Source organism: Bradyrhizobium sp. CCBAU 21365, assembly GCF_015291305.1.
Classification (GTDB): domain Bacteria; phylum Pseudomonadota; class Alphaproteobacteria; order Rhizobiales; family Xanthobacteraceae; genus Bradyrhizobium; species Bradyrhizobium elkanii.
This window is the reverse complement of sequence record NZ_CP030036.1, coordinates 5670889-5692808: the sequence shown is the minus strand read 5'-3', so window position 1 is coordinate 5692808 and position 21920 is coordinate 5670889. Positions and strand designations below refer to the sequence as shown.

Below are 21920 nucleotides of genomic sequence, written 5' to 3'. Positions count from 1 at the left end.
TCTCATGCCCCGCCAACATGCCATCGAGGACTACCGCAACTTCGGTATCATGGCGCATATCGACGCCGGCAAGACCACGACCACCGAGCGCATCCTGTATTACACCGGCAAGAGCCACAAGATCGGCGAAGTGCACGAAGGTGCCGCGACGATGGACTGGATGGAGCAGGAGCAGGAGCGTGGCATCACGATCACCTCGGCTGCGACCACCGCGTTCTGGAACGGCAAGCGCCTGAACATCATCGACACCCCCGGCCACGTCGACTTCACCATTGAGGTCGAGCGTTCGCTGCGCGTGCTCGACGGTGCCGTTTGCGTCCTCGACTCCAACCAGGGTGTCGAGCCGCAGACCGAGACCGTCTGGCGCCAGGGCGACAAGTACAAGGTTCCGCGCATCGTCTTCGCCAACAAGATGGACAAGACCGGCGCCGACTTCTTCAAGTGCCTGTCCGACATCGTCGACCGCCTCGGCGCCAAGCCGATCGCCATCCAGCTGCCGATCGGTGCCGAGAACAACTTCAAGGGTCTCGTCGACCTCGTGAAGATGAAGGGCGTCATCTGGAACGATGAATCGCTCGGCGCCAAGTTCGACTATGTCGACATTCCGGAAGATCTGGTCGAGCAGGCCAAGGAGTATCGCGAGAAGATGGTGGAAGCCGCCGTCGAACTCGACGACGACGCTTTGGCTGCGTTCCTCGACGGCAAGGAGCCGGACGAGGCGACCCTGAAGCGCCTGATCCGCAAGGCCGTGCTGACCGGCGCGTTCTATCCGGTGCTGTGCGGCTCCGCGTTCAAGAACAAGGGCGTGCAGCCGCTGCTCGACGCCGTCGTCGACTACCTGCCGTCGCCGATCGACGTGCCCGCGATCAAGGGCACCGACGAGGACGGCAACGAGGTCGTGCGCAAGGCGGACGACAAGGAGCCGCTGGCGCTGCTCGCGTTCAAGATCATGGACGACCCCTTCGTCGGCACCATCACCTTCTGCCGCATCTACTCCGGCATCCTGCAGTCGGGCACCGGCGTCATCAACTCGACCCGCGAGAAGAAGGAGCGGATCGGGCGGATGCTGCTGATGCATGCGAACAACCGCGAGGACATCAAGGAAGCCTATGCCGGCGACATCGTCGCGCTGGCCGGCCTGAAGGAAGCGCGCACCGGCGACACGCTGTGCGATCCCAACAAGCCGGTGATCCTCGAGAAGATGGAATTCCCGGAGCCGGTGATCGAGATCGCGATCGAGCCGAAGTCGAAGGCCGACCAGGAGAAGCTGGGCGTGGCGCTGGCGAAGCTCGCCGCGGAGGATCCGTCCTTCCGCGTGTCGACCGACCACGAGTCCGGCCAGACCATCCTCAAGGGCATGGGCGAACTGCATCTCGACATCAAGGTCGACATCCTCAAGCGCACCTACAAGGTCGACGCCAATATCGGCGCGCCGCAGGTGGCGTTCCGCGAGCGTGTCACCAAGCGGGTCGAGCACAGCTACACCCACAAGAAGCAGACCGGCGGTACCGGCCAGTTCGCGGCCGTCACCCTGATCGTCGAGCCGAACGAAGCCGGCAAGGGCTACGAGTTCGAATCGAAGATCGTCGGCGGCGCGGTTCCGAAGGAATACATCCCCGGCGTCGAGAAGGGTCTCGAGAGCGTGCTGTCCTCCGGCGTGGTCGCGGGCTTCCCGATCGTCGACGTCAAGGTGCAGCTGATCGACGGCAAGTTCCACGACGTCGACTCGTCGGCGCTGGCCTTCGAAATCGCCACGCGCGCCTGCTTCCGCGAGGCGCTGCAGATGGGCAAGTCCGTTCTGCTCGAGCCGATCATGAAGGTCGAGGTGGTGACCCCGGAAGACTACACCGGTTCGGTCATCGGCGACCTGAATTCCCGGCGCGGCCAGATCCAGGGCCAAGACATGCGCGGCAACGCCAACGTCATCAACGCGATGGTGCCGCTCATGAACATGTTCGGTTACGTGAACAACCTGCGCTCGATGAGCCAGGGTCGCGCGACCTTCACCATGCAGTTCGATCACTACGCCGAAGCTCCGGCGAACGTGTCGGCTGAAGTCCAGAAGAAGTTTGCCTGATTGTCGTTGATGGCAGTCAACGATTGAACGGAGAGTCAAATGGCCAAAGCTAAATTCGAACGTAACAAGCCCCACTGCAACATCGGCACCATCGGTCACGTCGACCATGGCAAGACCTCGCTGACCGCAGCGATCACCAAGGTGCTCGCAGAAACCGGCGGCGCGACGTTCACCGCCTACGACCAGATCGACAAGGCGCCGGAAGAGAAGGCCCGCGGCATCACGATCTCGACCGCTCACGTCGAGTACGAGACGACCAACCGCCACTACGCCCACGTCGACTGCCCCGGCCACGCCGACTACGTGAAGAACATGATCACCGGTGCCGCGCAGATGGACGGCGCGATCCTGGTCGTGTCGGCTGCTGACGGCCCGATGCCGCAGACCCGCGAGCACATCCTGCTCGCCCGCCAGGTCGGCGTGCCCGCGCTCGTCGTGTTCCTCAACAAGTGCGACATGGTCGACGATCCGGAGCTGCTCGAGCTCGTCGAGCTCGAAGTCCGCGAGCTGCTCTCGAAGTACGAATTCCCGGGCGACAAGATCCCGATCATCAAGGGCTCGGCGCTCGCCGCCCTCGAGGACAAGGACAAGAAGCTCGGCCACGACGCCATCCTCGAGCTGATGCGCAACGTCGACGAGTACATCCCGCAGCCGGAGCGTCCGATCGACCAGCCGTTCCTGATGCCGGTTGAAGACGTGTTCTCGATCTCGGGCCGCGGCACCGTCGTCACCGGCCGTGTCGAGCGCGGCGTGATCAAGGTCGGCGAGGAAATCGAAATCGTCGGTATCCGCGACACCCAGAAGACCATCGTCACCGGCGTCGAAATGTTCCGCAAGCTGCTCGATCAGGGCCAGGCTGGCGACAACATCGGTGCGCTGCTCCGCGGCACCAAGCGCGAGGAAGTTGAGCGTGGCCAGGTGCTGTGCAAGCCCGGTTCGGTCAAGCCGCACACCAAGTTCAAGGCTGAGGCTTACATCCTCACCAAGGAAGAGGGCGGTCGCCACACCCCGTTCTTCACCAACTACCGTCCGCAGTTCTACTTCCGCACCACCGACGTGACCGGTGTCGTGCACCTGCCGGAAGGCACCGAGATGGTGATGCCGGGCGACAACATCGCGATGGAAGTGCACCTGATCGTGCCGATCGCGATGGAAGAGAAGCTGCGCTTCGCGATCCGCGAAGGCGGCCGCACCGTCGGCGCCGGCGTCGTCGCCGCGATCATCGAGTAACTACGCGAATAGGGAATGGCGAGTAGCGAGTGGGTCACTCCATTCGCTATTCGCTACTCGCCACTCACTAAAGAAAGAATACGGCAATGAACGGCCAAAATATTCGCATCCGTCTCAAGGCGTTCGACCATCGAATCCTCGATACGTCGACCCGCGAGATCGTGAACACGGCGAAGCGCACCGGTGCGCAGGTTCGCGGACCGATTCCGCTGCCGACCCGCATCGAGAAGTTCACCGTCAACCGTTCGCCGCACGTTGACAAGAAGAGCCGCGAGCAATTCGAGATGCGCACCCACAAGCGCCTCCTCGACATTGTCGACCCGACCCCGCAGACCGTCGATGCGCTGATGAAGCTCGACCTGGCCGCCGGTGTCGACGTCGAGATCAAGCTCTAAGGTTTTGGATTTTTACGTCCGCCGCTTGCGGACAGAAAGACAGGAAGCACGCCGATGCGCTCCGGAGTGATCGCACAAAAGGTCGGGATGACGCGGGTCTTTACGGAGACCGGCGAGCATATCCCTGTGACCGTGCTGAAGTTGGGCAACTGCCAGGTGCTGGGCCACCGCACGACCGAGAAGAACGGCTATGTCGCTCTTCAGCTCGGCTCGGGCGCCCGCAAGACCGTGTACATGCCCAAGGCCGAACGCGGCCAGTTCGCGGTCGCCAAGGTCGAACCGAAGCGCAAGGTCGCCGAGTTCCGCGTGTCCGAGGACGCGCTGATCCCGGTCGGCGCGGAAATCCAGGCGGACCATTTCGTGGTCGGCCAGTTTGTCGACGTGACCGGCACCTCGATCGGCAAGGGCTTTGCCGGCGGCATGAAGCGCTGGAATTTCGGCGGTCTGCGCGCCACCCACGGCGTGTCGATCTCGCACCGTTCGATCGGTTCGACCGGTGGTCGTCAGGACCCCGGCAAGACCTTCAAGAACAAGAAGATGCCCGGTCACATGGGCGTCGACCGCATCACCACACTCAATCTGCGCGTGGTTTCGACCGATGTCGAGCGCGGCCTGATCCTCGTCGAAGGCGCCGTTCCCGGCTCCAAGGGCGGCTGGATCTCGGTGCGCGACGCCGTCAAGAAGCCGCTGCCGAAGGAAGCCCCGAAGCCCGGCAAGTTCAAGGTTGCAGGTGGCGAAGCTGCCGAGGCTGTGGCCGAGAAGGAGGGCGTGTGAGATGGAATTGAAAGTCACGACCCTTGAAGGCAAGGACGCCGGATCCGTCGAGCTCTCGGACGCGATCTTCGGTCTCGAGCCGCGTGCCGACATCATTCAGCGCTGTGTGCAGTGGCAGCTGAACAAGCGTCAGGCCGGCACCCACAAGGCCAAGGGCCGCGCCGAGATCTGGCGCACCGGCAAGAAGATGTACAAGCAGAAGGGCACCGGCGGCGCCCGTCACGGCTCGGCCCGCGTGCCGCAGTTCCGCGGCGGTGGCCGTGCGTTCGGTCCGGTTGTTCGCTCGCACGCGACCGACCTGCCGAAGAAGGTGCGCGCGCTCGCGCTGAAGCATGCGCTGTCGGCCAAGGCCAAGGACGGCGGGCTGATCGTGATCGACAATGCGCAGCTCGAGGCCGCGAAGACCAAGGCGCTGCTCGGTCACTTCTCCGGCCTCGGGCTCACCAACGCGCTGATCATCGACGGCGCCGAGCTGAACGCCGGTTTCGCGACCGCGGCCCGCAACATTCCGAACATCGACGTGCTGCCGATCCAGGGCATCAACGTCTACGACATTCTCCGCCGCCAGAAGCTGGTGCTGACCAAGGCTGCGGTTGATGCGCTGGAGGCGCGCTTCAAATGAAGAACATCGATCCGCGCCACTACGACGTCATCATCTCGCCGGTCGTGACGGAAAAGGCGACGCTCGCCTCCGAGCACAACAAGGTGCTGTTCAAGGTCGCCGGCAAGGCCACCAAGCCGCAGATCAAGGAAGCGGTCGAGAAGCTGTTCGATGTCAAGGTGAAGAGCGTCAACACGCTCGTTCGCAAGGGCAAGACCAAGGTGTTCCGCGGCAATCTCGGCTCGCAGTCGGATACCAAGCGCGCGATCGTGACCCTGGAAGAGGGCCACCGCATCGACGTGACTACCGGACTATAAGGCGCAACGACGATGGCATTGAAAACCTTTAATCCCACGACGCCGGGCCAGCGCCAGCTGGTCATGGTCGATCGTTCGGCGCTCTACAAGGGCAAGCCGGTGAAGACCCTGACCGAGGGCAAGCTCGGTAATGGCGGTCGCAACAACACCGGTCGCATCACCGTGCGTTTCCGCGGCGGCGGCCACAAGAAGGCCTACCGCACCGTCGACTTCCGCCGCGACAAGGTGGACGTGCCGGCGGTCGTCGAGCGGCTCGAGTACGATCCGAACCGCACCGCGTTCATCGCGCTGATCAAGTATCAGGACGGCGAGCTGGCCTACATCCTGGCGCCGCAGCGCCTGGCAGCGGGCGACACCGTCGTCGCCGGCAACTATGTCGACGTCAAGCCGGGCAACGTCATGCCGCTCGGCAACATGCCGGTCGGCACGATCGTGCACAACATCGAGCTCAAGATCGGCAAGGGCGGCCAGCTGGCGCGCTCCGCCGGCACCTACGCCCAGATCGTCGGCCGCGACCAGGACTACGTGATCATCCGTCTGAACTCGGGTGAGCAGCGTCTGGTGCACGGCCGTTGCCGCGGCACGATCGGCGCGGTCTCGAACCCGGATCACATGAACATCTCGATCGGCAAGGCCGGTCGTACCCGCTGGCTCGGCTGGCGTCCGCACAACCGCGGCGTCGTCATGAACCCGATCGATCACCCGCACGGCGGTGGTGAAGGTCGTACCTCGGGCGGTCGCCACCCGGTTACTCCGTGGGGCAAGCCGACCAAGGGCAAGAAGACCCGCACCAACAAGTCGACCAACAAATTCATTCTCCTCAGCCGCCACAAGCGGAAGAAGTAAGGAACGCCGGACATGGTTCGTTCAGTCTGGAAAGGCCCGTTCGTCGAAGGTTCTCTGCTCAAGAAGGCAGATGCCGCCCGCGCGTCCGGCCGTCACGACGTCATCAAGATCTGGAGCCGCCGCTCCACCATCCTGCCGCAGTTCGTCGGCCTGACCTTCGGTGTCTACAACGGCCAGAAGCATGTGCCGGTGGCGATCAACGAGGAAATGGTGGGTCACAAGTTCGGCGAGTTCTCGCCGACCCGGACCTTCCACGGCCACTCGGGCGACAAGAAAGCCAAGAAGGCTTGAGGAATAGACGATGAGCAAACCAAAGCGCGAACGTAGCCTCGCGGACAATGAGGCCAAGGCCGTCGCCCGCATGCTGCGCGTCAGCCCGCAGAAGCTCAACCTGGTGGCGCAGCTGATCCGCGGCCGCAAGGCGTCCGCTGCGCTCGCCGACCTGCAGTTCTCGCGCAAGCGGATCGCGGTCGACGTCAAGAAGTGCCTGGAATCGGCGATCGCCAACGCCGAGAACAACCATGACCTCGATGTCGACGATCTCGTCGTTGCCGAGGCGCATGTCGGCAACGGCATCGTGATGAAGCGTTTTGCTCCGCGCGGCCGTGGCCGTTCGGGCCGTGTGTTCAAACCGTTCTCGCACCTGACCATCGTGGTTCGTCAGGTCGAGGCCGAGGCAAGCGCTTAAGAAGGGCGCAGGAGAAGACGATGGGTCAAAAGATCAATCCAATCGGGCTGCGTCTCGGCATCAACCGGACCTGGGACTCCCGTTGGTTCGCCGGCAAGCAGGAATACGGCAAGCTCCTGCACGAGGACGTCAAGATCCGCGAGATCCTGCACAAGGAGCTCAAGCAGGCGGCCGTCGCCCGCATCGTTATCGAGCGTCCGCACAAGAAGTGCCGCGTGACGATCCACTCGGCCCGTCCGGGCGTCGTGATCGGCAAGAAGGGCGCCGACATCGACAAGCTGCGCAAGAAGGTCGCCGACATCACCTCGTCGGACGTCGTGATCAACATCGTCGAAATCCGCAAGCCGGAGCTCGACGCGACCCTGGTCGCTGAATCGATCGCCCAGCAGCTCGAGCGCCGCGTCGCGTTCCGCCGCGCCATGAAGCGCGCCGTGCAGTCGGCGATGCGTCTCGGTGCCGAGGGCATCCGTATCAACTGCTCGGGCCGTCTCGGCGGCGCCGAAATCGCGCGCATGGAGTGGTACCGCGAAGGTCGCGTGCCGCTGCACACGTTGCGCGCCGACGTCGACTACGGCGTTGCCACCGCGTTCACGACCTTCGGCACCTGCGGCGTCAAGGTCTGGATCTTCAAGGGCGAGATCCTCGAGCACGATCCGATGGCCCAGGACAAGAAGATGGCCGAGGGCGACAACACGCCGCGTTCGCGCCGCGACGCCGCTTGAGGCAAAGCAGGAATTTGAGGGCTTAAAGCCATGATGCAACCTAAGAAAACGAAGTTCCGGAAGGCGCATAAGGGCCGTATCCACGGCGTTGCGACCTCTGGCGCGACGTTGGCGTTCGGCCAGTTCGGCCTCAAGGCGATGGAGCCTGACCGCGTCACCGCCCGTCAGATCGAAGCCGCCCGCCGCGCGCTGACCCGTCACATGAAGCGCGCCGGCCGCGTTTGGATCCGCGTGTTCCCGGACGTGCCGGTGTCGAAGAAGCCCGCCGAAGTCCGCATGGGCTCCGGCAAGGGTGCCCCGGAATTGTGGGTGGTCCGGATCAAGCCGGGCCGCGTGATGTTCGAGATCGACGGCGTGCCGGTGCAGACCGCGAAGGAAGCGCTGTCGCTCGCCGCCGCCAAGCTGCCGATCAAGACGCGCTTCGTTGCGCGCATTGCGGAGTAATCGCCATGGCCGAGATGAAAGTTGAAGACATTCGCGCGATGAGCGACGACCAGCGGGAAGACGCGATCCTGAACCTGAAGAAGGAGCGCTTCAACCTGCGTTTCCAGCGCGCCACCGGGCAGCTGGAGAACACCTCGCGGATGCGGGAAGCCCGCCGCGATATCGCTCGTATCAAGACCATCGCTGCCCAGCAGCGCGCGAAGAAGAAGTAAGGGGCCAGCTATGCCGAAACGTACTCTGCAGGGCGTGGTCGTCAGCGACAAGCAAGCCAAGACCATCGTGGTGCGCGTCGATCGCCGCTTCACCCACCCGATCTACAAGAAGACGATCCGCCGTTCCAAGAACTACCACGCGCACGACGAGAACAACCAGTTCAAGCCGGGCGACATGGTCTGGATCGAGGAATCGAAGCCGATCTCGAAGCTGAAGCGCTGGACCGTGGTCCGGGGCGAACACAAGAAAACGGCCTGATTAATTCGGCCTGGCCGAGGGAATTCAGGGAAATTTTGAGCGCGCTTAAGCGCAGAAAGAGGACGAGGTGCATCAATGATTCAGATGCAGACCAACCTCGACGTGGCCGATAATTCAGGCGCACGCCGTGTCATGTGCATCAAGGTTCTTGGAGGTTCCAAGCGCCGCTATGCCACCGTGGGCGACGTTATCGTTGTGTCGATCAAGGAAGCCATTCCGCGTGGCAAGGTGAAGAAGGGCGACGTGATGAAGGCCGTCGTGGTCCGGGTCCGCAAGGACATCCGCCGCGCCGACGGTTCGGTCATCCGCTTCGACCGCAACGCCGCCGTGCTGATCAACAATCAGTCCGAGCCGGTCGGCACCCGTATCTTCGGGCCGGTGCCGCGCGAGCTGCGCGCCAAGAACCACATGAAGATCATTTCGCTCGCGCCGGAGGTGCTGTGATGGCTGCCAAGATCCGCAAGGGCGACAAGGTGATGGTGCTCACCGGCCGCGACAAGGGTCGCACCGGCGAGGTGTTCGAGGTGCGTCCGGACGAGAACAAGGCTCTCGTTCGCGGCATCAACATGGTGAAGCGCCACCAGAAGCAGACCCAGACCCAGGAAGGCGGCATCATCTCCAAGGAGATGCCGATCGACCTTTCGAACATTGCGTATGTCGGCAAGGACGGAAAGCCGACCCGCATCGGGTTCAAGATTCAGGCCGATGGCAAGAAGGTTCGTGTTGCCAAGAGCTCGGGAGCAGAGATCGATGGCTGATACAGCTTACACGCCGCGTCTGCGCGCGGAGTATGACAAGAAGATCCGCGGCATGATGACCGAGAAGTTCGGTTATGCCAATGTGATGCAGGTGCCGCGCCTCGACAAGGTCGTGCTCAACATGGGCGTCGGCGACTCCGTCAACGACCGCAAGAAGGCCGAGACCGCCGCCGCCGAGCTGACCCAGATCGCCGGCCAGAAGGCGATCGTGACCTATTCGCGGATCGCGATCGCGACCTTCAAGCTGCGCGAGAACCAGCCGATCGGCTGCAAGGTCACGCTGCGCAAGACCCATATGTACGAGTTCATCGACCGCCTGGTGAACGTGGCGCTGCCCCGCGTCCGCGACTTCCGCGGCCTGAACCCGAAGAGCTTCGATGGCCGCGGCAACTATTCGCTCGGCATCAAGGAGCACATCATTTTCCCCGAGATCGACTTCGACAAGGTCTCGGAAGCGCGTGGCATGGACATCACGGTCTGCACCACCGCCAAGACCGACGACGAGGCGCGTGCCTTGTTGACCGCTTTCAATTTCCCGTTCCGGCAGTGAGTAGCTGAGCCAAAGCCACTCAAACGCGGATACCCAGGAGCCAAGCATGGCAAAGAAGAGTTCAGTCGAGAAGAACAACCGGCGCAAGCGGATGGCGAAGAACGCCGGCCCGCGCCGCGAGAAGCTGAAGGCGATCATCGCCGACAAGACCAAGCCGATGGAAGAGCGCTTCGCGGCGACGCTGAAGCTCGCCGAGATGCCGCGCAACTCGTCGCCGACGCGCATCCGCAACCGTTGCGAGCTGACCGGGCGTCCGCGCTCGAACTATCGCAAGAACAAGCTCTCGCGCATCGCGCTGCGTGAACTCGGCTCCAAGGGCCTGGTTCCCGGCCTCGTGAAGTCGAGCTGGTAAGGGGAGGGTCGGAACAATGTCTACGCACGATCCGATCAGCGATCTCATCACCCGCATCCGCAACGCGCAGATGCGCTCCAAGTCCAAGGTCTCGAGCCCCGGCTCGAAGATGCGCGCCAACGTGCTCGAGGTGCTGAAGTCCGAGGGTTACATCCGCGGCTACGCCAGCGTCGAGCATGCCTCGGGCCGCAGCGAGCTCGAGATCGAGCTGAAGTATTTCGACGGCGAGCCCGTCATCCGCGAGATCGAGCGGGTGTCGAAGCCGGGCCGCCGCGTTTACGCCTCGGTGAAGAACCTGCCGCGCGTGAACAACGGTCTCGGCATTTCGGTGTTGTCGACGCCGAAGGGAATCATGGCTGACCACCAGGCGCGCGACGCCAACGTGGGCGGCGAAGTTCTCTTCACGGTGTTCTGAGGAAGGATATTGCGATGTCACGTATCGGCAAAAGGCCGGTGGCGATCCCGTCGGGTGTGACGGCGACCGTCGAGGGCCAGACGGTCAAGGTGAAGGGGCCGAAGGGCCAGCTTCAGTTCGTCGTGCATGACGACGTCGAGGTGAAGTTCGAGAACGGCCAGGTCAAGGTCGCTCCGCGGGTCAAGACCAACCGCGCGCAGGCGATGTACGGCACCGCGCGCGCGCAGGTCGCCAACCTCGTCGAGGGCGTCACCAAGGGCTTCGAGAGGAAGCTCGAGATCACCGGCGTCGGCTACCGCGCCGCGATGCAGGGCAAGAACCTGCAGCTCGCGCTCGGCTACAGCCACGACGTGGTGTACGCGATCCCGGAAGGCATCACCATCGCGGTGCCGAAGCCGACCGAGATCACGATCACCGGCAACGATCCGCAGCGCGTCGGCCAGGTCGCCGCCGAGATCCGCGCCTACCGTCCGCCGGAGCCCTACAAGGGCAAGGGCGTGAAGTACGCCAACGAATTCATCTTCCGCAAGGAAGGCAAGAAGAAGTAACGGAGCCGGTCATGTCACTCAAGGTTACGAATGCCCGGCGCAAGCAGCGCGTGCGCCTTGCGCTTCGCCGCTCGGCAGGCGGCCGTCCGCGGCTGTCGGTGTTCCGCTCGTCCAAGCACATCTACGCCCAGGTCATCGACGACCAGAAGGGCGAGACGCTCGCTTCCGCCTCGTCGCTGGAGAAGACCATGCGCGACGCCGGCAAGACCGGCGCCGACATCGATGCGGCGAAGGCGGTCGGCAAGCTGCTCGCCGAGCGCGCGGCGCAGAAGGGTGTCAAGGAAGTCGTGTTCGATCGCGGCGCCTACATCTATCACGGGCGCGTCAAGGCGCTCGCGGATGCGGCGCGCGAAGGCGGATTGAGCTTCTAAACTTTACGAACGATGACGAGGAAAGAGGCGCAAGGCCTCCTAGAGATTGGAAAACACCATGGCAGGTGAACGCGAACGCGGCGGACGCGAACGGAGCAGGGAGCGCGAGGAGCGCGACAGCGAGTTCGTCGACAAGCTCGTCCACATCAATCGCGTGGCGAAGGTCGTCAAGGGCGGCAAGCGCTTCGGCTTTGCGGCGCTGGTCGTGATCGGCGACCAGAAGGGCCGGGTCGGGTTCGGCCACGGCAAGGCGCGCGAAGTTCCGGAAGCGATCCGCAAGGCGACCGAATCGGCGAAGCGCAATTTGACGCGCGTCGCGCTGCGTGAAGGCCGCACGCTGCATCACGACATCGCCGGCCGTCACGGCGCCGGCCGCGTCTACCTGCGTGCCGCTCCGGCCGGTACCGGCATCATCGCCGGCGGCCCGATGCGCGCGGTGTTCGAGACGCTCGGCATCCAGGACGTGGTGGCGAAGTCGATCGGCTCGTCGAATCCCTACAACATGGTTCGCGCGACGTTCGACGCGCTGAAGCATCAGGATTCGCCGCGCTCGGTGGCGGCGCGCCGCAACATCAAGGTCTCCACCCTGCAGTCGCGCCGCGTCGGCGGCGATGCCGAAGTGGTGGCGGAATAACCCGCGCGACCAGCGCTTTCTGGAGTTCAAGACGATGGCCAAGGCCAGCAAGACGATCAAGGTCGAGCAGACCGGCAGCGCAATCCGCCGCCATCACTCGCAGCGTTCGACGCTGATCGGCCTCAAGCTCAACAAGATCGGCCGGGTTGCCGAGCTGCAGGATACCCCTGAAGTTCGCGGCATGATCAGCAAGGTTCAGCATCTCGTCCGCGTCGTCGGCGAGTAAGCAGAGATAAGGAGAAGGGCGATGAAGCTCAGCGATATCGCCGACAACGCCGGCTCGCGCAAGAAGCGCATGCGTGTCGGCCGTGGCATCGGTTCCGGCAAGGGCAAGACCTCGGGCCGCGGCGGCAAGGGCCAGACCGCGCGTTCGGGCGTCCGCATCAAGGGTTTCGAAGGCGGCCAGATGCCGATGCATCGCCGTCTGCCGAAGCGCGGCTTCAACAACATCTTCCGGCTCGACTTCGCCGAGATCAATCTCGACCGTCTGCAGGAAGCGATCGACAACAAGCTGGTCGATGCGAGCGCGACGGTGAACGTCGAATCGCTGGTGAAGGCCGGCGTGCTGCGCCGCGCCAAGGACGGCCTGCGGCTGCTCGGCCGCGGCGAGATCAAGACCAGGCTGACCATCGAGGTGCACGGCGCTTCCAAGTCGGCCATTGCCGCGGTCGAGAAGGCCGGCGGCTCGGTCAAGATCCTGGCCCCCGCCAAGGAAGAAGGCGAGGCGGCGTAACATCTGCGTCATTGCCCGCGACGCGCCGGCAATCCGCAGATCGAATGATGGACTTATCGAGGCCGAGCACCAGATAATGTCCGGTGTCTGCCGGCGCCCAGGGAATTGATCTCTTTGGGGGCGCCGGCGAAGCGGGCTCCGGGAGAAAGCCGAAACATGGTCTCAGCAGCCGAACAACTTGCCGCCAACCTCAATTTCGGACAGCTGGCGAAAGCCGACGAGCTGAAGAAGCGCATCTGGTTCACCCTGGGTGCGCTGCTTGTTTATCGGCTCGGCACCTACATCCCGCTGCCCGGCATCGATCCCAACATCTGGGAGCAGGTGTTCCGTAGCCAATCCGGCGGCATCCTCGGCATGTTCAACATGTTCGCCGGCGGCGGCATCCACCGCATGGCGATCTTCGCGCTGAACATCATGCCGTACATCTCGGCGTCGATCATCGTGCAGCTCCTGACCACCGTGTCGCCGCAGCTCGAAGCGCTCAAGAAGGAAGGCGAGGCGGGCCGCAAGACGCTGAACCAGTACACCCGCTATCTGACGGTGATCCTGGCGCTGTTCCAGTCCTACGGCATCGCGATCGGCCTCGAAGGCGCCGGCAATGTCGTCAGCGACCCCGGCATGTTCTTCCGGATCTCGACCGCAATCACGCTGACCGGCGGCACCATGTTCCTGATGTGGCTCGGCGAGCAGATCACCTCGCGCGGCATCGGCAACGGTATTTCGCTGATCATCCTGGCCGGCATCGTCGCCGAATTGCCGTCGGCGCTCGCCAACATGCTGGAACTTGGTCGCCAGGGCGCGATGTCGACCGGCCTGATCCTGATCGTCATCGTGATGGCGGTCGCCGTGATCGCCTTCATCGTGTTCATGGAGCGCGCGCAGCGCCGGCTTTTGATCCAGTATCCGAAGCGCCAGGTCGGCAACAAGATGTTCGAGGGCCAGTCCTCGCATCTGCCGCTCAAGCTCAATACCTCGGGCGTGATTCCGCCGATCTTCGCCTCGTCGCTGCTGTTGCTGCCGACCACGGTCGCGAACTTCAACGCCGGCAAGGGGCCGGAATGGTTCCAGTGGATCACGACCCAGCTCAGCCACGGCCGGCCGCTGTTCCTGTTCATGTATCTCGCGCTGATCGTGTTCTTTGCGTTCTTCTACACCGCGATCGTGTTCAACCCGACCGAGACCGCGGACAATCTGAAGAAGCATGGCGGCTTCATCCCGGGCATCCGGCCCGGCGAGCGCACCGCCGAGTACATCGACTATGTGCTGTCGCGCATCACGGTGCTCGGCGCGGTCTATCTCGCGATCGTCTGCCTGATTCCTGAAATTCTGATTTCCTACGCATCGGTCCCGTTCTACTTTGGCGGCACCTCGCTGTTGATCGTCGTCAGCGTGACGATGGATACGGTGTCGCAGGTGCAGGGCTATCTGCTCGCTCATCAGTACGAAGGGCTGATCAGGAAGTCGAAGCTCAGGGGAGGCCGCCGCCGCTGATCGCGGCTCGGCTTCGAATTCAAAACACAGGTGTGCGGACGTCGCCCACCTAGCCGGGGGGCGAAACAGATATGAGATTGATCCTTTTGGGGCCGCCGGGCTCGGGCAAGGGAACCCAGGCGCAGCGGCTGGTGCACAGGCACGGCATCGTCCAGCTCTCGACCGGTGAGATGCTGCGCGCTGCGGTTGCCGCGGGCACGCCGGTCGGCTTGCAGGCCAAGGAGATCATGGCCAATGGCGGCCTGGTTCCCGACGAGGTCGTGGTGGGAATCATCGCCGACCGGATCGAGGAGCCCGATGCCAAGAAGGGCTTCATTCTCGACGGCTTCCCGCGCACCGTGCCGCAGGCCGAGGCGCTCGACGATCTGCTCCGGAAAAAACACCTCAAGCTCGACGCGGTGGTTGAGCTCCGCGTCAACGAGAGCGCGCTGCTCGCCCGCGTTGAGAAGCGTGCCGAGGAAACCCGCGCGCGCGGCGAGGAAGTTCGCCTCGACGACACGCCGGAAGTGCTGACCAAGCGCCTGGCGCAGTACCGTTCGCTGACGGAGCCGCTGATTCACTATTATTCGGAGCGGCGGAAGCTCCTGACGGTCGATGGCATGATGACCATCGAGCACGTCACCCGCGAGATCAACCGGATCCTGACCGCGCTCGGCGCGCTGGAACCGAAGGATCACGAGGATCACGCTCCCAAGGCGGCTAAAAAGGCCGCCAAGGCGGCCGTGAAGGCCAGCAAGAAGCCGGCCAAGAAGGCAGCTAAACCAGCCAAAAAGGCCGCCAAATCGGCCCGGAAGGCTGCCAAGGCGCCCTCCAAGGCCAAAGCGGCCAAGAAAGTCGTGAAGAAAGCCGCGAAGAAGGCGGTAAAGAAGGCCGCCGGCGCCGCGAAAGCCCGCAAGGGAGCAAAGACCGCCAAAAAGGCGGCAAAAAAGCTCACGAAAAAGCGAGCTAAACGCTAGGAGCGGTTGACGAAACCGACATGAATCCTTTAATAAGCCCCGCATCCAAGTTGGATAGTTTTATGACGATGCCGGGCCCCGAAGGACATGAGGGGAGGGCGTCGTGTTCGCGTTTGTGGACACAAGCCCGAGAGAGCAAGAACTTGAGAAGCCCGTATCCGTGATGGATCGGCGACAGGAGAGAAGTCCGTGGCCCGTATTGCCGGCGTCAACATTCCTACCAACAAGCGCGTCCTGATCGCGCTTCAGTACATCCATGGCATCGGCCAGAAGAACGCTGCCGACATCATGGAGAAGGTCAAGATCCCGGTGGACCGTCGCGTCAACCAGCTGACCGACCAGGAGGTCCTGCAGATCCGCGAAGTGATCGACCGCGACTATCTGGTCGAGGGCGACCTCCGTCGTGAGGTCGGCATCAACATCAAGCGGTTGATGGACCTCGGCTGCTACCGCGGCCTGCGTCATCGCCGCGGTCTGCCGGTGCGCGGCCAGCGCACCCACACCAATGCGCGCACGCGCAAGGGGCCGGCCAAGGCGATCGCCGGCAAGAAGAAGTAAGTTTTGCGAATTGCAGGTGGGGAGTAGCGAATGGAAATTCGCTACTCGCCATTTGCGTTTTGAGGTGTAGCCGCTGGCACTACGGCGGCGTCGAGATCACAGGAAAGGTTTGAAATGGGCAAGGAAGCCACCCGCGTACGCCGCCGCGAACGCAAGAACATCGCCTCCGGCATCGCGCACGTGAATTCGTCGTTCAACAACACGACCATCACCATCACCGACGCGCAGGGCAACACCATCGCCTGGTCGTCGGCCGGCACCATGGGCTTCAAGGGCTCGCGCAAGTCGACCCCCTATGCCGCGCAGGTCGCGGCCGAAGACGTCTCCAAGAAGGCGCAGGAACACGGCATGCGCACGCTGGAGGTTGAAGTGGCCGGCCCGGGTTCGGGCCGTGAGTCGGCGCTCCGCGCGCTGCAGGCTGCGGGCTTCACCGTCACCTCGATCCGCGACGTGACCACGATCCCGCACAATGGCTGCCGTCCGCGCAAGCGTCGGCGCGTTTGATCTGTAAGTCGCGGGCGGCCTCTGGCCGCCCTGCGATGGTTTTTGGAATTGACCGCGCGGACTGATCCGCGATCTCCAACGCCGGGTTCGGCCAGTCGATTTGGCCCTGTGACCGGCAAATGGGTGAAACAGTGACGATCCAGAAAAATTGGCAAGAACTCATTCGACCGAACAAGCTGCAGGTGACGCCGGGCTCGGACGCGAGCCGGTTCGCCACCGTGGTCGCCGAGCCGCTCGAGCGTGGCTTCGGCCAGACGCTCGGCAACGCGCTGCGCCGCATCCTGCTGTCCTCGCTGCAGGGCGCGGCGGTGCAGTCGGTGCATATCGACGGCGTGCTCCACGAGTTCTCCTCGATCGCGGGTGTCCGTGAAGACGTCACCGACATCGTCCTCAACATCAAGGACATCTCGATCAAGATGCAGGGCGAAGGCCCAAAGCGCATGGTCGTGAAGAAGCAGGGTCCGGGCGCCGTCACCGCCGGCGACATCCAGACCGTCGGCGACGTCACCGTGCTCAACCCCGACCTGCAGCTCTGCACGCTGGACGACGGCGCCGAGATCCGCATGGAGTTCACGGTCACGACCGGCAAGGGCTATGTCGCCGCCGAGCGCAACCGTCCCGAGGATGCGCCGATCGGCCTGATCCCGGTCGACAGCCTGTTCTCGCCGGTCCGCAAGGTGTCCTACAAGGTCGAGAACACCCGTGAGGGCCAGATCCTCGACTACGACAAGCTGACCATGACGATCGAGACCAACGGCGCGATCACGCCGGAGGACGCGGTGGCCTATGCCGCGCGCATCCTGCAGGATCAGCTCAACGTGTTCGTTAACTTCGAAGAGCCGCGCAAGGAAGTTACGCAGGAGATCATCCCCGATCTCGCGTTCAACCCGGCGTTCCTCAAGAAGGTCGACGAGCTCGAGCTGTCGGTGCGTTCGGCAAACTGCCTGAAGAACGACAACATCGTCTACATCGGCGACCTCGTGCAGAAGTCGGAAGCGGAAATGCTCCGCACCCCGAACTTCGGCCGCAAGTCGCTGAACGAGATCAAGGAAGTGCTGGCCCAGATGGGTCTGCACCTCGGCATGGAAGTGCCGGGCTGGCCGCCGGAGAACATCGACGAGCTCGCCAAGCGCTTCGAGGATCACTACTGATCCGATTTCACCGTCGTGGCCGGAGAATCTCCGGCCACGATTTTTTAATGGGCGAACGCAGGATGCCCACCTGCAAAACTTGTCGCTGAACCACCGCGGCAGATTGAAGAAGGAAGAAGTCAATGCGTCACGGCAAGGTTCATCGGAAGCTCAACCGCACCGCCGAGCACCGGCGTGCGATGTTCGCGAACATGGCGGCCGCGCTGATCAAGCACGAGCAGATCGTCACCACGCTGCCGAAGGCCAAGGAGCTGCGGCCGATCGTCGAGAAGCTCGTCACCCTCGGCAAGAAGGGCGGCCTCGCCCTGCGCCGCCAGGCGATCTCGGAGCTGCGCGACGTCGACCAGGTCAAGAAGCTGTTCGATACGCTGGCGACCCGCTACAAGGACCGCCAGGGCGGCTACACCCGCATCATCAAGGCCGGCTTCCGCTACGGCGATAACGCGGCGATGGCCGTGATCGAGTTCGTCGACCGCGACGTCGACGCCAAGGGCCAGGACTCCGGTCCGGCGCAGGACAAGGAAGCTGAGGCGGCGTAAGCCTCGCTTAGAGCCAGGTTTCGAAAACGGCGCCTTCGGGCGCCGTTTTTATTTGGTGGCCACGCTCCATCCCGGACGTCGTCCTGGCGAAAGCCAGGACCCACTACCCCAAATCTAAATTGTTGCGCGACGCTGGGGCTCAAGTCCTTCTCATAATCACCAGCGGTGGTAATGGGTCCTGGCTTTCGCCAGGACGACGAGGTGTGTTCTGCTTCCTCACGCATCGGTGAGATGCAATTGCGGCGCTGCGTGCCACGCCCGATATCTCATCGACATCAATGGAGATGACAGATGAAAATCGACCTTTCCGGAAAGACTGCACTGGTGACCGGCTCGACCGCGGGCATCGGCAACGCCATCGCAAAGGGGCTTGCCGAGACCGGCGCCGAGGTCGTGGTCAACGGCCGCGGCCAGGCCAAGGTCGATGCCGCGGTTGCCGCGATCGGGAAGGCCGTACCCGGCGCAAAGGTCCGCGGCATTGCCGCCGACGTCTCGACCGCGGCGGGCTGCAAGGCGCTGCTCGCGGCGCTGCCGGACGTCGACATCCTCGTCAACAATGCCGGCATCTTCGAGCCGAAGCCGTTCTTTGACATTCCCGACGAGGACTGGAGCCGCTTCTACGAGGTCAACGTGATGTCGGGCGTCCGGCTGTCGCGCGGCTACATGCAGGGCATGCTGAAGCGCAACTGGGGCCGCATCGTCTTCATTTCCTCCGAGTCGGGCCTCAACATCCCGACCGAGATGATTCACTACGGCATGACCAAGACCGCGCAGCTTGCGATTGCGCGCGGGCTCGCCGAGCTGACCAAGGGCACCGCCGTCACCGTCAACTCGGTGCTGCCCGGGCCGACCATGTCCGAGGGTGTCGAGACCTTCGTCAAGGATCTCGCCAAGCAGAACGGTCAGTCGGTCGAGGAGGCGGCATCCAACTTCGTCAAGCAGCACCGGCCGACCTCGCTGCTGCAGCGCTTCGCCAGCACCGAGGAGATCGCCAATCTCGTGGTCTATGCCTGCTCCAAACAGGCCTCGGCGACCAACGGCGCCGCGCTGCGTGCCGAAGGCGGCATCGTCAACACCATCGCGTGAAGCCGCGTGCCCGCCTATGTGATCTCCGAGGTCGAGATGCGCGACGCCGCGGCGTTCGAGGCCTATCGCACGCTGGCGGCGAACACCATCGTACAATATGGCGGGATGGCGGGCGCTACGTCGTGCGCGGCGGCACAGTCGAGGTGGTGGAGGGTGGCCCACCACCGAACGCGATCGTTATCGTCGAATTTCCGACCATGGCGCGCCTGCGCGAATGGTACGCGTCAGCGGAATACGCCGAAGCGTTGAAGCTTCGCGCAACCGCGCTGGAGCGACGCCTGCTGTTCGTCGAGGGCGTGCCGCCGATCTAAAGCGCGATGTGATTGGGCTGAATCGTCATCGCGCCTTAGCTCTTTATTTGAGCATGATCTCCGCGCAAACGCGTCCGCGTTTGTCGCGAGGGAAAACCGCTTCGCACTCTTCCGGATCATGCTTTAGCTATCCCTTCGCGCCGTCCAGGAATTCGCTGAAGCCTGCGGGACGGTAGGGACCGAAGCAAATCTGCTCCAGCACGCCAATTCCGGTCTGGCCGCCCTGACGGGCGCGGACCACCTGCTGGACGTGCACATTCTCGCGGGCCAGCGGGTCGAGCGTCGATGGATCGAACGACTCGCCGCCGGTCTCGAGCTCGCCCTTCCACATGCCCTGGCCCCATTGCGGATGGCCGTAGCCGAGGCCCTTCATCTGGAATTTGAGGATCGGGTCGAGCGCGATGGTCGTGGTGTGGCCGTCGATATCGACGAGGTCGATTTCAGCTGACTGCGCGAGCCGGGTGTTCGGCACGTATTTGACGCGATGCCGCGCAGTCGCCATGCGGCGGTCGAGGCCGTCGATCACGCCGGGGATCTCGGCCTCGCTTCGGTAGAGCGGCGCGGTGATGCCCTCGCGGACCAGCGCCTCGCCCTGCGTCCCGTCGAAGAAGATCGCGTGCGAGATGTGGTCGTCCCAGACCAGCGGCGCCCAGAGGAAGAACACGCTCGGCGGCGGCATCGGCGCGCCTCCGACGTCGCGTTCGCCGACATTGCGCACGCCCCAGGAGCGATCCTTGGTGCCGTAGCAGGTGCGATCGTCGACCTTGATCCCGCCATCGGGGTGGCTGATGACGCCGCTCCAGCGACCGAACTGGTCGAACCGGGTCGAATCCATCGCGCGGCGATCGCCCGACCAAAGCGTCTGGCGCGCTTCCTGGATCGCCGCGGTGCGCGCGGAGAAGGTCAGGTCGCAGGCGAGGCCCGTCGCATTGTCGTCGAGCACCACCCGGGTCCGCAGCATCGGTTCGATGACCTCGAGCCGGAACGGACCGACCTGCATCTCGGTGCGCTCGATCGGGGCCCGCCGCGAACCGTAAAAGCAGTGCTGCCGCCCACCGCGTTCCACGACGCTGAAGGCGCAATCGAGGATCTTGCGGTGCGGGTAGATCGCAATGCCGATCCCGAAATAATACGCGCCGTCGGCGGTGTAGCCGTTGAACCAGGTCCGGTCATAGACATTGCGGTCGCTGGTCGAGGGAACCGCGATCGGCTCCGGCGTCTGGTGGATGGGGAAGTCGTCCAGTTTGTTGAGCACGCCGATCCCTTTCGCTGTCCTGACGCGCTTTCCGCATGCGAACCGATTTCGCTCGAAGCCGCTTCAGTCCTGCCAGTATGAGAAGCTGTTGTGATCCAGTGCTTGCGCGCAGGCGCCGCGGGTCATTTTCAGGAACAGCGCGTCGCCGCGCTCCGAGCGCTGCACGCTGAGGGCGGAGACCACGCCCATCATGATGCCATGCAGCGTGTACCGCCGGTAATCCCGCCAGCAACGATCCCAGTCATAGTCCCGCACGCCGCGCCGGATCAGTTCCGAATGATAGAACCGCACCAGGTCGGCTTCATGAAGCCGCCGTTCGATCGGGTCGATGCCCGCCGACAGGAAATAGGCGACGTCGACGATACCTGGACCCACCGTCAGCGTCTGCCAGTCCAGCGTCGCCATCGGATGGCTATTGCCGCGGACGTCGAACAGCATGTTGTCGAGCCGGAAATCGGCATGCTGGAGGGTTCGCGGCGCCGATCGATCGGACTGGTAGCGCAATAGCGCGTCCGGAAGCCGGTCGATCAGACCAAGGAATTCCGGCTCGATCACGCCGCGATATCGCTCCTTGTAGTGACCGATGATGCCGGGCAGCACCGCGCGAAGGTCTCTGCGCCGGCCTGCGGCCACCACGAAGCACGGCACCGCGTCGAGCGTCGGGTCGCTCCATCGCGGCGCATGCAACGCGGCGGCCTCACGCATCGCTGTCAGGCAGTCCGCGATCAGGCATCCGGCGAGCTGATCACCAGCGCGCGCCGGCGCCAGGTCTTCCAGAATCAGCGTGAAGTCGTCGGTCGCCGGATCGATTTCGGCGAGAATCGGCCGCGGCGTGTGAATGGCGACGGTGGCGGCCAGCTCGCGATAGAATGCGACCTCGCGGACGTAAAGCGTGTGCGCGGAACCGGAGCGGCGGCTGTCGGGATCCGCGGCCGGGAATTTGCCGACCACGCTCGCGGGCATGTTCGGCTCATCGCCGTCATAGGTCAGGCGAAATCGATAGCTGTCGCCAACGAGGCCATTGCCGACCGGCTTACACGCGAGATCGACGACCCTGACCTGGTCGATCACACCGGCTTCACGCAGCGCCCGCGTCATCCACTCCGGATCGATCCGCGACGGATCGGCCGTGAGCAAATTCAT

32 protein-coding genes and 1 pseudogene are annotated in these 21920 nt (G+C 63.7%); 31 read left to right on the top strand and 2 right to left on the bottom strand.

Annotation, left to right across the window (positions count from 1 at the left end; translation table 11 throughout):
- Positions 1-4 precede the first annotated feature (4 nt).
- The 31 genes and pseudogenes from fusA (at position 5) to XI02_RS26595 (ending at position 19522) form a co-directional block, all read left to right on the top strand.
- Positions 5-2077, top strand: coding sequence for an elongation factor G (fusA, locus tag XI02_RS26745; RefSeq protein ID WP_018272141.1), 2073 nt, complete (start codon positions 5-7; stop codon positions 2075-2077).
- A 39-nt stretch (positions 2078-2116) separates the two neighbouring features.
- On the top strand, positions 2117-3307 hold the full coding sequence (gene tuf / locus XI02_RS26740) for an elongation factor Tu (protein ID WP_018272140.1): 1191 nt from the start codon (positions 2117-2119) through the stop codon (positions 3305-3307).
- An 86-nt stretch (positions 3308-3393) separates the two neighbouring features.
- Positions 3394-3702 carry a 30S ribosomal protein S10 gene (gene rpsJ, locus XI02_RS26735; RefSeq protein WP_002712302.1) on the top strand — a complete coding sequence of 103 codons (309 nt, stop codon included), beginning with the start codon at positions 3394-3396 and terminating at the stop codon, positions 3700-3702.
- 54 nt (positions 3703-3756) lie between these two features.
- Positions 3757-4476, top strand: a complete 720-nt coding sequence (gene rplC / locus XI02_RS26730; RefSeq protein WP_018272139.1) for a 50S ribosomal protein L3 — start codon at positions 3757-3759, stop codon at positions 4474-4476.
- A 1-nt stretch (position 4477) separates the two neighbouring features.
- Positions 4478-5098, top strand: coding sequence for a 50S ribosomal protein L4 (gene rplD, locus XI02_RS26725; RefSeq protein ID WP_016843745.1), 621 nt, complete (start codon positions 4478-4480; stop codon positions 5096-5098).
- Positions 5095-5394, top strand: a complete 300-nt coding sequence (locus XI02_RS26720) for a 50S ribosomal protein L23 (protein WP_016843746.1) — start codon at positions 5095-5097, stop codon at positions 5392-5394. The genes rplD and XI02_RS26720 overlap by 4 nt, the downstream gene beginning before the upstream one ends.
- A gap of 12 nt (positions 5395-5406) precedes the next feature.
- On the top strand, positions 5407-6240 hold the full coding sequence (gene rplB / locus XI02_RS26715) for a 50S ribosomal protein L2 (RefSeq protein WP_018272138.1): 834 nt from the start codon (positions 5407-5409) through the stop codon (positions 6238-6240).
- Between the two features lie 12 nt (positions 6241-6252).
- The gene (gene rpsS / locus XI02_RS26710; RefSeq protein ID WP_018272137.1) at positions 6253-6531 is read left to right on the top strand and encodes a 30S ribosomal protein S19; all 279 of its coding nucleotides are present in this window, start codon (positions 6253-6255) and stop codon (positions 6529-6531) included.
- 10 nt (positions 6532-6541) lie between these two features.
- Positions 6542-6928 (top strand): 50S ribosomal protein L22, encoded by a 387-nt coding sequence (gene rplV, locus XI02_RS26705; protein ID WP_018272136.1) that lies wholly within the window; start codon positions 6542-6544, stop codon positions 6926-6928.
- A gap of 20 nt (positions 6929-6948) precedes the next feature.
- Complete coding sequence (gene rpsC, locus XI02_RS26700) at positions 6949-7650, top strand: 30S ribosomal protein S3 (protein WP_018272135.1); 702 nt, start codon at positions 6949-6951, stop codon at positions 7648-7650.
- 30 nt (positions 7651-7680) lie between these two features.
- Complete coding sequence (rplP, locus tag XI02_RS26695; RefSeq protein ID WP_018272134.1) at positions 7681-8094, top strand: 50S ribosomal protein L16; 414 nt, start codon at positions 7681-7683, stop codon at positions 8092-8094.
- A gap of 5 nt (positions 8095-8099) precedes the next feature.
- Complete coding sequence (gene rpmC, locus XI02_RS26690; RefSeq protein ID WP_016843753.1) at positions 8100-8306, top strand: 50S ribosomal protein L29; 207 nt, start codon at positions 8100-8102, stop codon at positions 8304-8306.
- Between the two features lie 10 nt (positions 8307-8316).
- Positions 8317-8565 (top strand): 30S ribosomal protein S17, encoded by a 249-nt coding sequence (rpsQ, locus tag XI02_RS26685; protein ID WP_016843754.1) that lies wholly within the window; start codon positions 8317-8319, stop codon positions 8563-8565.
- Between the two features lie 75 nt (positions 8566-8640).
- Entirely contained in the window at positions 8641-9009 is a 369-nt protein-coding gene (gene rplN / locus XI02_RS26680; RefSeq protein ID WP_011473865.1) for a 50S ribosomal protein L14, read from the top strand.
- Positions 9009-9323, top strand: coding sequence for a 50S ribosomal protein L24 (gene rplX / locus XI02_RS26675; RefSeq protein ID WP_016843755.1), 315 nt, complete (start codon positions 9009-9011; stop codon positions 9321-9323). Before rplN ends, rplX begins: the two co-directional genes overlap by 1 nt.
- Positions 9316-9873, top strand: coding sequence for a 50S ribosomal protein L5 (gene rplE, locus XI02_RS26670; protein WP_016843756.1), 558 nt, complete (start codon positions 9316-9318; stop codon positions 9871-9873). The genes rplX and rplE overlap by 8 nt, the downstream gene beginning before the upstream one ends.
- Before the next feature lie 46 nt (positions 9874-9919).
- Positions 9920-10225, top strand: a complete 306-nt coding sequence (gene rpsN, locus XI02_RS26665) for a 30S ribosomal protein S14 (protein ID WP_016843757.1) — start codon at positions 9920-9922, stop codon at positions 10223-10225.
- Positions 10226-10241: 16 nt separating this feature from the next.
- On the top strand, positions 10242-10640 hold the full coding sequence (rpsH, locus tag XI02_RS26660; protein WP_018272133.1) for a 30S ribosomal protein S8: 399 nt from the start codon (positions 10242-10244) through the stop codon (positions 10638-10640).
- A 14-nt stretch (positions 10641-10654) separates the two neighbouring features.
- Positions 10655-11188 (top strand): 50S ribosomal protein L6, encoded by a 534-nt coding sequence (gene rplF, locus XI02_RS26655; protein ID WP_016843759.1) that lies wholly within the window; start codon positions 10655-10657, stop codon positions 11186-11188.
- An 11-nt stretch (positions 11189-11199) separates the two neighbouring features.
- Positions 11200-11559 (top strand): 50S ribosomal protein L18, encoded by a 360-nt coding sequence (rplR, locus tag XI02_RS26650; protein WP_016843760.1) that lies wholly within the window; start codon positions 11200-11202, stop codon positions 11557-11559.
- 58 nt (positions 11560-11617) lie between these two features.
- A complete protein-coding gene (rpsE, locus tag XI02_RS26645) occupies positions 11618-12193 on the top strand; it encodes a 30S ribosomal protein S5 (RefSeq protein ID WP_016843761.1) in 576 nt (191 codons plus the stop codon).
- A gap of 34 nt (positions 12194-12227) precedes the next feature.
- Positions 12228-12419, top strand: coding sequence for a 50S ribosomal protein L30 (gene rpmD / locus XI02_RS26640; protein ID WP_024578582.1), 192 nt, complete (start codon positions 12228-12230; stop codon positions 12417-12419).
- 21 nt (positions 12420-12440) lie between these two features.
- On the top strand, positions 12441-12926 hold the full coding sequence (gene rplO / locus XI02_RS26635; protein ID WP_018272131.1) for a 50S ribosomal protein L15: 486 nt from the start codon (positions 12441-12443) through the stop codon (positions 12924-12926).
- Positions 12927-13082: 156 nt separating this feature from the next.
- Positions 13083-14417 (top strand): preprotein translocase subunit SecY, encoded by a 1335-nt coding sequence (gene secY, locus XI02_RS26630; protein WP_016843764.1) that lies wholly within the window; start codon positions 13083-13085, stop codon positions 14415-14417.
- 71 nt (positions 14418-14488) lie between these two features.
- Positions 14489-15373 carry an adenylate kinase gene (locus XI02_RS26625; protein WP_026192895.1) on the top strand — a complete coding sequence of 295 codons (885 nt, stop codon included), beginning with the start codon at positions 14489-14491 and terminating at the stop codon, positions 15371-15373.
- A 189-nt stretch (positions 15374-15562) separates the two neighbouring features.
- Positions 15563-15931, top strand: coding sequence for a 30S ribosomal protein S13 (rpsM, locus tag XI02_RS26620; RefSeq protein ID WP_016843766.1), 369 nt, complete (start codon positions 15563-15565; stop codon positions 15929-15931).
- Positions 15932-16045: 114 nt separating this feature from the next.
- Positions 16046-16435 carry a 30S ribosomal protein S11 gene (gene rpsK / locus XI02_RS26615; protein ID WP_006021048.1) on the top strand — a complete coding sequence of 130 codons (390 nt, stop codon included), beginning with the start codon at positions 16046-16048 and terminating at the stop codon, positions 16433-16435.
- Between the two features lie 119 nt (positions 16436-16554).
- Positions 16555-17586 (top strand): DNA-directed RNA polymerase subunit alpha, encoded by a 1032-nt coding sequence (locus XI02_RS26610; RefSeq protein ID WP_035631062.1) that lies wholly within the window; start codon positions 16555-16557, stop codon positions 17584-17586.
- A 122-nt stretch (positions 17587-17708) separates the two neighbouring features.
- Complete coding sequence (gene rplQ / locus XI02_RS26605) at positions 17709-18125, top strand: 50S ribosomal protein L17 (protein ID WP_016843769.1); 417 nt, start codon at positions 17709-17711, stop codon at positions 18123-18125.
- Positions 18126-18416: 291 nt separating this feature from the next.
- Positions 18417-19211 carry an SDR family NAD(P)-dependent oxidoreductase gene (locus XI02_RS26600; RefSeq protein ID WP_018272128.1) on the top strand — a complete coding sequence of 265 codons (795 nt, stop codon included), beginning with the start codon at positions 18417-18419 and terminating at the stop codon, positions 19209-19211.
- A gap of 6 nt (positions 19212-19217) precedes the next feature.
- A pseudogene (locus XI02_RS26595) lies at positions 19218-19522 on the top strand (DUF1330 domain-containing protein).
- A 127-nt stretch (positions 19523-19649) separates the two neighbouring features.
- Here the strand turns inward: XI02_RS26595 and XI02_RS26590 are convergent.
- The gene (locus XI02_RS26590; protein ID WP_018272126.1) at positions 19650-20777 is read right to left on the bottom strand and encodes a hypothetical protein; all 1128 of its coding nucleotides are present in this window, start codon (positions 20775-20777) and stop codon (positions 19650-19652) included.
- A gap of 63 nt (positions 20778-20840) precedes the next feature.
- Positions 20841-21920 (bottom strand): phosphotransferase, encoded by a 1080-nt coding sequence (locus XI02_RS26585; protein WP_016843772.1) that lies wholly within the window; start codon positions 21918-21920, stop codon positions 20841-20843.

Excerpts from the sequence above, each read along its gene's own strand:
- fusA (WP_018272141.1), top strand. The coding sequence starts at position 5 with ATGCCCCGCCAACATGCCATCGAGGACTACCGCAACTTCGGTATCATG.
- tuf (WP_018272140.1), top strand. The coding sequence starts at position 2,117 with ATGGCCAAAGCTAAATTCGAACGTAACAAGCCCCACTGCAACATCGGC.
- rpsJ (WP_002712302.1), top strand. The coding sequence starts at position 3,394 with ATGAACGGCCAAAATATTCGCATCCGTCTCAAGGCGTTCGACCATCGA.
- rplC (WP_018272139.1), top strand. The coding sequence starts at position 3,757 with ATGCGCTCCGGAGTGATCGCACAAAAGGTCGGGATGACGCGGGTCTTT.
- rplD (WP_016843745.1), top strand. The coding sequence starts at position 4,478 with ATGGAATTGAAAGTCACGACCCTTGAAGGCAAGGACGCCGGATCCGTC.
- XI02_RS26720 (WP_016843746.1), top strand. The coding sequence starts at position 5,095 with ATGAAGAACATCGATCCGCGCCACTACGACGTCATCATCTCGCCGGTC.
- rplB (WP_018272138.1), top strand. The coding sequence starts at position 5,407 with ATGGCATTGAAAACCTTTAATCCCACGACGCCGGGCCAGCGCCAGCTG.
- rpsS (WP_018272137.1), top strand. The coding sequence starts at position 6,253 with ATGGTTCGTTCAGTCTGGAAAGGCCCGTTCGTCGAAGGTTCTCTGCTC.
- rplV (WP_018272136.1), top strand. The coding sequence starts at position 6,542 with ATGAGCAAACCAAAGCGCGAACGTAGCCTCGCGGACAATGAGGCCAAG.
- rpsC (WP_018272135.1), top strand. The coding sequence starts at position 6,949 with ATGGGTCAAAAGATCAATCCAATCGGGCTGCGTCTCGGCATCAACCGG.
- rplP (WP_018272134.1), top strand. The coding sequence starts at position 7,681 with ATGATGCAACCTAAGAAAACGAAGTTCCGGAAGGCGCATAAGGGCCGT.
- rpmC (WP_016843753.1), top strand. The coding sequence starts at position 8,100 with ATGGCCGAGATGAAAGTTGAAGACATTCGCGCGATGAGCGACGACCAG.
- rpsQ (WP_016843754.1), top strand. The coding sequence starts at position 8,317 with ATGCCGAAACGTACTCTGCAGGGCGTGGTCGTCAGCGACAAGCAAGCC.
- rplN (WP_011473865.1), top strand. The coding sequence starts at position 8,641 with ATGATTCAGATGCAGACCAACCTCGACGTGGCCGATAATTCAGGCGCA.
- rplX (WP_016843755.1), top strand. The coding sequence starts at position 9,009 with ATGGCTGCCAAGATCCGCAAGGGCGACAAGGTGATGGTGCTCACCGGC.
- rplE (WP_016843756.1), top strand. The coding sequence starts at position 9,316 with ATGGCTGATACAGCTTACACGCCGCGTCTGCGCGCGGAGTATGACAAG.
- rpsN (WP_016843757.1), top strand. The coding sequence starts at position 9,920 with ATGGCAAAGAAGAGTTCAGTCGAGAAGAACAACCGGCGCAAGCGGATG.
- rpsH (WP_018272133.1), top strand. The coding sequence starts at position 10,242 with ATGTCTACGCACGATCCGATCAGCGATCTCATCACCCGCATCCGCAAC.
- rplF (WP_016843759.1), top strand. The coding sequence starts at position 10,655 with ATGTCACGTATCGGCAAAAGGCCGGTGGCGATCCCGTCGGGTGTGACG.
- rplR (WP_016843760.1), top strand. The coding sequence starts at position 11,200 with ATGTCACTCAAGGTTACGAATGCCCGGCGCAAGCAGCGCGTGCGCCTT.
- rpsE (WP_016843761.1), top strand. The coding sequence starts at position 11,618 with ATGGCAGGTGAACGCGAACGCGGCGGACGCGAACGGAGCAGGGAGCGC.
- rpmD (WP_024578582.1), top strand. The coding sequence starts at position 12,228 with ATGGCCAAGGCCAGCAAGACGATCAAGGTCGAGCAGACCGGCAGCGCA.
- rplO (WP_018272131.1), top strand. The coding sequence starts at position 12,441 with ATGAAGCTCAGCGATATCGCCGACAACGCCGGCTCGCGCAAGAAGCGC.
- secY (WP_016843764.1), top strand. The coding sequence starts at position 13,083 with ATGGTCTCAGCAGCCGAACAACTTGCCGCCAACCTCAATTTCGGACAG.
- XI02_RS26625 (WP_026192895.1), top strand. The coding sequence starts at position 14,489 with ATGAGATTGATCCTTTTGGGGCCGCCGGGCTCGGGCAAGGGAACCCAG.
- rpsK (WP_006021048.1), top strand. The coding sequence starts at position 16,046 with ATGGGCAAGGAAGCCACCCGCGTACGCCGCCGCGAACGCAAGAACATC.
- XI02_RS26610 (WP_035631062.1), top strand. The coding sequence starts at position 16,555 with ATGGGTGAAACAGTGACGATCCAGAAAAATTGGCAAGAACTCATTCGA.
- rplQ (WP_016843769.1), top strand. The coding sequence starts at position 17,709 with ATGCGTCACGGCAAGGTTCATCGGAAGCTCAACCGCACCGCCGAGCAC.
- XI02_RS26600 (WP_018272128.1), top strand. The coding sequence starts at position 18,417 with ATGAAAATCGACCTTTCCGGAAAGACTGCACTGGTGACCGGCTCGACC.
- XI02_RS26585 (WP_016843772.1), bottom strand. The coding sequence starts at position 21,920 with ATGAATTTGCTCACGGCCGATCCGTCGCGGATCGATCCGGAGTGGATG.